7 protein-coding genes are annotated in these 7,393 nt (G+C 70.4%); all 7 read right to left on the bottom strand.

Annotation, left to right across the window (positions count from 1 at the left end):
• Positions 1–603, bottom strand: a 603-nt coding sequence (locus ACI797_RS18500; RefSeq protein WP_456860206.1) for an iron-sulfur cluster assembly protein, incomplete at its 3' end; no start/stop codon positions are given.
• Positions 600–1,673, bottom strand: coding sequence for an amidohydrolase family protein (locus ACI797_RS18495; RefSeq protein WP_456860205.1), 1,074 nt, complete (start codon positions 1,671–1,673; stop codon positions 600–602). The genes ACI797_RS18500 and ACI797_RS18495, both read right to left, overlap by 4 nt.
• Positions 1,674–1,737: 64 nt before the next feature.
• The gene (locus tag ACI797_RS18490; RefSeq protein WP_456860204.1) at positions 1,738–2,763 is read right to left on the bottom strand and encodes an NAD(P)-dependent alcohol dehydrogenase; all 1,026 of its coding nucleotides are present in this window, start codon (positions 2,761–2,763) and stop codon (positions 1,738–1,740) included.
• A gap of 144 nt (positions 2,764–2,907) precedes the next feature.
• Entirely contained in the window at positions 2,908–4,593 is a 1,686-nt protein-coding gene (gene groL, locus ACI797_RS18485; protein ID WP_456540552.1) for a chaperonin GroEL, read from the bottom strand.
• Positions 4,594–4,713: 120 nt separating this feature from the next.
• Entirely contained in the window at positions 4,714–5,088 is a 375-nt protein-coding gene (gene mimD / locus ACI797_RS18480; protein ID WP_456860203.1) for a propane 2-monooxygenase effector subunit MimD, read from the bottom strand.
• On the bottom strand, positions 5,085–6,299 hold the full coding sequence (locus ACI797_RS18475; protein ID WP_456860202.1) for a hypothetical protein: 1,215 nt from the start codon (positions 6,297–6,299) through the stop codon (positions 5,085–5,087). The genes mimD and ACI797_RS18475 overlap by 4 nt, the downstream gene beginning before the upstream one ends.
• Before the next feature lie 6 nt (positions 6,300–6,305).
• Positions 6,306–7,355 carry an FAD-binding oxidoreductase gene (locus tag ACI797_RS18470; RefSeq protein WP_456860201.1) on the bottom strand — a complete coding sequence of 350 codons (1,050 nt, stop codon included), beginning with the start codon at positions 7,353–7,355 and terminating at the stop codon, positions 6,306–6,308.
• Between the last annotated feature and the right edge of the window lie 38 nt (positions 7,356–7,393).

Raw genomic sequence — 7,393 nt, 5'->3', positions numbered from 1 at the left:
CAGCCGGGCCCGGCGCGGGTGCAGCGGCACCTGCGCCGCGGCGACCGGGCTGCCGTCCGGGTGGACGAGCAGCGGTGCACCGTCGTCGGCCGGCAGGCCGAGCGTGGACCGCCGCCGGCGCAGCCGGTCGAGCTCCGGCGACGGCGGCACCGCCCCGAGCGTGAGCCCGGCCAGCTCGTCCGGGCCCACACCGGCGTCCACCAGCGGGCGGGCCACCCGGTCCTGCCCGGCGACGACGGCCTTCTCCAGGAAGTACCGCCGCAGCTCGTGCAGCTCGGCGTCGGCCTCGCCGGAGAACGTCCCGGTGAACCCCGCCTGCGCCGCGACCCCGCCGTTGATCTCGGCCGACGCGTGGTGGTCGTCGAGGACGATCTCCGCGCGCGTCACCCCCGGCACCGCGCTCACCGCGTCGTGGGCGTCGGCGACCATGAGGAAGGAGAAGTTCGGCGCGCAGAAGAACGTCGGCAGCCGCAGGTGGACCGACGCGACGCCGTCGCCGGAGACGGTGCACGACGCCACGAAGTCGAGATCCGTGACCGGTTCGTCGAGCTCCGGGTCGAGCACCGTCCCCAGCGCCTGCCAGACGGCATCGCGGAGGTTCACGCCGGCGACCCCGCGGCGGCGGCCTCGGTCAGCAGCTGCTCGCCGGGCTGCTCGATGTCCCCGGCCGTCGTCGGCAGCTGGCACTCGGCCGGCACCTCGATGCCGTAGAGCTTCGCCGCGTTGAGACCGAGGATCTTCTTCTTGGTGGCGGTGGTCAGCCGCGGGTAGTCGCTGAACGCCTCGTCGTCGGGCATCTGCCAGTCGACGAAGCCCTCGATCTGCCACTTCGGCGTCCAGATGTTGTAGTCGCTGCCGAACGTCATCCGGTCCTCGCCGACCCAGAACAGCAGCTCGCCCATGACCTTCGCGAAGAACTTCGGGCGGGCGTGCATGAGCGCCCCGATGACCACCGAGCAGCCGGCGTAGACGTTCGGCTCCTGCACGGCCATGTAGGCGAAGTCGTCGATCCGCGGGATGCCGGCGTGCTCGATGATGAAGTTCAGGTCGGGGAAGTCGGTCGCGGTCTGGTCGACGTCCTCCATCGAGAACGCGTCCTTGTTCAACGGCCAGATCGTCGGGCCCTTGTGCGCGTGGATGTTCGTGATGCCGAGCTCGCGGCACTTCTCCAGGAACCGGTAGGACTCCTTGTCCGTCAGCTTCCACCCGCGGGAGCCGTTCTCGTGCCACTCCGCGGTGTAGAGCTTCACGCCCTTGAGGTTCCAGCGGCGGGCGTCCTCCTCCAGCTGCCGGAGCCCGGCGTCACCGTCGCGGGGGTCCCACCGGCCGTTGACGATGAACTTGTCCGGGTGCTTCTCGAGCAACGACCCGTTCTGCTCGACGGTGTTGAAGCCGTCCTTGTACCAGTACTTCAGGTACGTGGACTGGAAGACGGCCTTGTCGACGTGGCCCTCCTCGAACACGTCGCGCATCAGGTCCTCTTCGGAGACCTTGAGGTAGTGCTCCCAGTCCCAGTGGGTCTCCGGCGGGGCCAGCTGGTGGTAGCCGTAGAAGCAGTCGATCCAGCCCTTCGCCAGGTTCTCCCGCCCCTCGACCCAGTTCTCGCGGCTGGCGTCCCAGAAGTGCATGTGGGCGTCGACGACGAAGTACTTCTCGCCATTCTTCTCGTACATGAGGACACACCTCTCGCGTCGCTGCAGCAGGGGAACGGGCAGATCAGGGCGGTGCCGGGGGGAGTCAGGGGACGAGGATGGCGCGGCCGCGCACCTTCCCCGCGTCGAGGTCGTGCAGGGCGTCCACGGCCCGGTCGAGGGGGTACTGCTGGGTGTGCAGGGTGACCTTCCCGGCCTGCGCGAGCACCATCAGCTCGGCCAGGTCGGAGTAGGTGCCGACGATGTTGCCGACGACGTTCTTCTCGCCGGCCACGAAGTCCAGCGTCGGGATGCGCAGCTCGCCGCCGTAGCCGATGACGTACAGGGAGCCGCCCGGCCCGGTCATGTGCCAGCCGTCCATCTCCGCGCCCTGCTCGGCGACGAAGTCGAAGACCACCGTCGCCCCGCCCCCGCTGAGGTCGTTGACCGCGGCCACGTGGTCGCCGTCGGCGACCACCGTGTCGTCGGCACCGATCTCACCGGCCAGTTTCAGCGCGTCGGGGTTCTTGTCGACGACGACGACCCGGGTCCCGGTGAGCGCCTTGAGGCACTGGATGCCGATGTGCCCCAGCCCGCCGGCGCCCTGCACGACCGCGGTCGTCCCGGGGTGCAGCAGCGGCACGGCCTTGCGGACCGCGTGGTAGGCGGTGATGCCGGCGTCGGCCAGCGCGGCGACGTCGGCCGGGTTGGTGTCCGCGTCGAGCTTCACGCACGCCCGGGCCGTGGTGCGCAGGAACTCGGCCATGCCGCCGTCGTTGTTGGACAGCCCTGGGAAGAAGGCGTTCTCGCAGTGCATGTCGTCGCCGCGGCGGCAGGCCGCGCACAGCCCGCAGCTGGGCTGCGGGTGCAGGATGACCGTGTCGCCGACGGCGACGTTGGTGACGCCCTCGCCCACCTCGTGCACCCAGCCGGCGTTCTCGTGACCGATCACGTAGGGCAGCTCGGGGTTCTGGATCTCGGCCCACTGGCCCTCGAGGATGTGCAGGTCGGTGCGGCAGACGCCGGCGCCGCCGATCTTGACGATCACGTCCAGCGGGCCCTGGAGCTTGGGCTCGCCGATGTCGTCGATCGAGGGGTCTTCGTGGTAGCGGTGGACGCGGACGGCTCGCATGCGCGCTCCTCGGGCTCGGCGACCTCGTGAACGGCAACGTACGGATCCCCGGCTGTGGCGTGCGTCTCAACTTGAGACACGGCCACCGACCGCTTCCGGCGCCGAGAGCAGGACCGCTTGCGGCGCCGGAAGCGGAGGTGGGGCTCAGCCCATCGAGGGGCCGAGGCCCAGGGACTGCGGCGTGCTCGGGTCGGGCGAGGGCTGCGGGATGCCCTCGTCGAGCTGGCCGAACTCGGTCATGAGCGACTTGTTCCAGGGCGTCTGCTCCTCGGCCACCAGCGAGTTCGTCGTCAGCACGAGCCCGGCCACCGAGGCGCCGTTCTGCAGCGCCGAGCGGACGACGCGCAGCGGGTCGATGACGCCGAGGTCGACCAGGTTGCCGTAGCGGCCCTGCAGGGCGTCGAAGCCCTCGTCGACCGCCATCGAGGAGACCTGCTTGACGACCTCCTCGGCGTCGTAGCCGGCATTGGCCGCGATGAGGTGCACCGGTTCGGTGAGCGCGCTGCGCACGATCTCCACACCCGTGCGGTAGTCGCCGGAGACGTCGAGGTCTGACAGCGCCGGCTCGGCGTGCAGGAGCGCCGAGCCGCCGCCGGCGAGGATGCCCTCGGCCATCGCGGCACGGGTGGCCTGCAGCGAGTCGTCGACCCGGTGCCGGATCTCCTTGGCCTCGGCGTTGGTCGGCGCACCGACCCGGATGACGGCGGCCTTGCCCGACAGCCGCGCGATCCGCTCGGACAGGAAGTCCTGGTCGGTGCCGATCGTGGCCCGCTCCAGCTCGGCGCGCAGCTGCGAGAGCCGCTGCTCGCGCGCGGCCGCCGCGCCGTGCCCGCCGATGATCACGGTGCGGTCGCTGGTCACCCGGATCTGGTCGGCCTGGCCCAGGTGCGCCGTCGTCATCTGCTCGAGGGCGAACGACGACGCCCGCGAGTGCACCTGCCCGCCGGTGAGCGCGCCGATGTCCTCGAGCAGGTGGATCCGCTTCTCGCCGAAGCCGGGGGCCTGGATGGCCACGCAGCGGAAGATCCCGTTGACGTGGTTGTGCACCAGCATCTGCAGGGCGGTGCCCTCGACCGACTCGGCCACGATGACCAGCGGCTTGGGCGCCCGCATGATGCTGTCCAGCACCGGCATCAGCTGCTTGACATCGGTGATCTTGTGCGCGGTCAGCAGCACGTAGCAGTCCTCGACCACGGCCTCGAGCCGGCCGAGGTCGGTGACCATGTACGGGGAGATGTAGCCGTTGTCGAACTCGAAGTCCTCGACGAAGTCCACGTCGATGCCCAGGACGGCGGAGTCCTCGACGGTCACCACGCCGCCGTCGCCGACCGCGTAGAGCGCCCGCGCGACGACGTCCCCGATCACCTCGTCGTCGTTGGCGGAGATCGACGCCACCCGGCGGAAGTCGTCCTCGGTCCGCATCGGGTGCGCGACCCCGCCCAGGTGCTCGACCAGCCGGGCGACGGCGACGTCGATGCCGCGCTTGACCAGCACCGGGTTCCCGCCGCTCTGGATCGCGGTCATGCCCTGCCGCACGATGGCGTCGGCCAGCACGATGGCGGTGGTCGTGCCGTCGCCCACGGTGTCGTTGGTCTTGATCGCCGCTTCCTTGACCAGCTGCGCGCCCATGTTCTCGAAGGGGTCGCGCAGGTAGATCTCGCGGGCGATGGTGACGCCGTCGTTGGTGACCTCGGGCGAGCCGGTGATCCGCTCGAGGATCACGTTGCGGCCCTTCGGCCCGAGCGTGCTCTTCACCGAGGCGGCGAGCTGCTCGACGCCTGCCTGCAGCAGCTGCCGGGCGTCGGCGCCGAAGCGCAGTTCCTTGGCCATGGGTTCCTCCCTGGAGCCGGACGTGCGGGGACGGTCTGTGCGCGGGTGGGACCGGCCGACGTCGGCCGGGAAGGACGCCGCCGGCCGGCGCGGTGGCCGGCCGGCGGCAGGGGGAGGTGCTCAGCCCGTCTGCAGGGCCTTGAGGTCGAAGCCGATGTACTCGGCGGCGTCCTCGGGGTTGGCGAACATGATCGTGCGGTCGTCCTCGTGGACCATGCGGCCGTAGTGGGTCGACATGCTCTCCTCCAGGTCGGCGGAGGTGAACGACCCGGCCTCCTCGCCGAGGGCCTCGGCGAGCTCGTCGTAGACGAAGTCCATCCGGACGTCGGCGTCGACGCGGATCATCGACGGCAGGTAGGTCACGCGGACGCCGGGCTTCTCCTTCATCACCTCGGCGATGACGTGCCCGACCTGGTCGTTCATCAGCGTGATCCCGCAGAGGTTGGACGACGTCTTGTTCGCCGCGCCGAACTCGGTCGATGCCGTGGTGGTCACTGGGCCAGCTCCTTCGGGGTCTCCAGGCCGAGGTCGCTGAGGATCCCGGCGAAGCGGTTCTTGGCGCGGTCGAGGGAGTCCTCGAAGCGGGGTGGGCGGGCGTCGGGCTGCGACCACAGCGGCTGCAGGGTCCGGGCCGCGCCCAGGCACCGCGGCACCCAGTGCTCCAGCCAGCCCTGCATGAGCTGCCGGTTGTGGTCGGCGAACTCGGGGTCCTGGACCAGCGGGCCGAAGCAGGCCTGCGTCCAGCGCAGGTCGCGCTGGGCGTAGTCGTACTCGCCCGCGCCGATCACCGTCGGCGTCACGAAGTCGCCGTTGCCCGGGGCGGCCTGCATGACCAGGCCGGACCGGAACAGCTCACCGATCAGCGGCTCGAAGACGACGTTGGTGGCGAAGATGGCCTCGCCCCAGTCGTCCTCGATCGCCGGCAGGGCCTCGGTGACCTCGCGGACGCCCTGCCACTCGGCGTCGCCGTTCCACGCGGCCAGGTGCGCGGTGCCGTCGAAGCCCGGCACCTCCTCGGTGAGGGTCAGGTTGTACAGCGCCAGGTCCTGGGCGAAGCGGATCTTGTGCGCGCTGTTCACCGCCATCGCGGTGTTGTGCATGTTGGTCGGGCCGGACCGCTCGTTGCCGGCGAAGACGTAGAGGCCCAGGATGTGCTCGACGTGCATCCAGGCGCCGACGCTGCGCTCGACGAACGTGACCCAGTTCCTGCTCCACTGCTCGAACGCCTTGGCGTTGCGCGCGTTCTCGATGTTCTGGTTGACCTGCCGGACGACGTTGGCGTTGTACCGGTAGATCGTCTGCTCCCACTCCTCGTTGGGATCGCGGAACTCGTGCCAGCCGTGCGCCGGCCAGTCGAGGCCCTTGCCGCCACCGCCGGTCCCGACCCCGCGCTCCGGCTCCGGCCGGTCCACCCCCCAGGCCTTGAGCTTGGTCCAGGTCAGCGGGTAGCCGCGGGACCCGTCGGCGAAGCCGTAGATCCAGCCCTGCGACAGGTAGTGCCGCGGGTCGGGCTGCACCTCGACGGTGACGTCCTCGTAGTGGGTCTGCTTGCGCTTGGCCGGCTTGTAGTAGTTGTAGCGCCGGGCCGCCGCGCTCGAGTCGGGGAACTCCTTGGCCCCGGCCTCGGCGTCGGTGAAGCTGACCCGCGGGACGCTCCGCTCCGGCCGCGCGGGTACCTCGGCGACTCGGGGCTCGGTGGTGGTCATGGTCGGTCAGTCCTCGCCTTCCGGTTCACCGGTGGTGGTGAACTTGTCGTAGAAGATGTGGTCCTCGCTGCGCCCGAGCCGGGTGAGCGTGGCGACGGCCGCCTCGACCATCGGTGGCGGACCGCAGACGTAGGCGTCCACCCGGGACAGGTCGCTCTCCCGGCGCGCGACGACGTCGGTGATGAGGCCCGTCTCGCCGTCCCACCCGTCGCCCTCGGCCGGCTCGGACAGCGCGGGGACGAAGGTGAGCCCGGGCAGCTGCTCGCCGAGCTTGGTGAGCTCCTCCTGGAAGCACAGGTCCCGCACGGTGCGGGCCCCGTAGTAGAAGGTCACCGGGCGGTCGAGGCCGCGTTCGGCCATCGACCGCAGCAGGGCCAGCAGCGGCGCCATGCCGGCGCCGCCCCCCACGAACAGCAGGTCGGCGGCGCTGCTCTCGCGGAGCCGGAAGGCCCCGAAGGGTCCCTCCACGTCCAGCCGGTCCCCGGGGGCGATCCGGTCGGCCAGCAGGCCGGAGAACAGCCCGCCGGGGTACACCTTGATGACGAACTCGAAGATCCGCTCGCGGTTGGGCGTGTTCGCCATCGAGAACGACCGGGTCGCGTCGTGACCGGGCACCCGGAAGTCCATGTACTGGCCGGGGAAGTACTTGATCTCCTCGGGTTCCAGCAGGCGGACGACGAGGTGGCGCATGTCGTGCGTCACGGGGTCGTTGGCGACCACCTCGACCGTGCCCTGCCGGAGCGGCAGCCCCGAGGCGATGATCTCCTCGTCGTAGTTGAGGAGCTCGATCACCAGGTCCTCGTAGGCGTGCGCCCGGCAGAGCAGCGTCTGCCCCTCCTCTCTCTCGAACTCGGGCAGGGCGAAGGTCGAGTAGCTGTCCAGCTCGATGTCCTCGCCGTCCAGCACGAAGGACTTGCAGGAGGCGCACTGACCCTCCTTGCAGCCGTGCATGAGCTGGACGCCCTGCTCGGCCGCGGCGCGCAGGATGGTCTGCTCGCTGTCGACCTCGATCTCGATGCCGACCGGCTCGAACCGGACCCGGTGCTTCTCGCCCATGACCAACCTTTGTCGTCGTCGCAGAGCCGAGGTCGGTA

Source organism: Geodermatophilus sp. SYSU D00691 (assembly GCF_054050275.1).
This window is presented reverse-complemented; position numbering and strand designations above follow the sequence as displayed.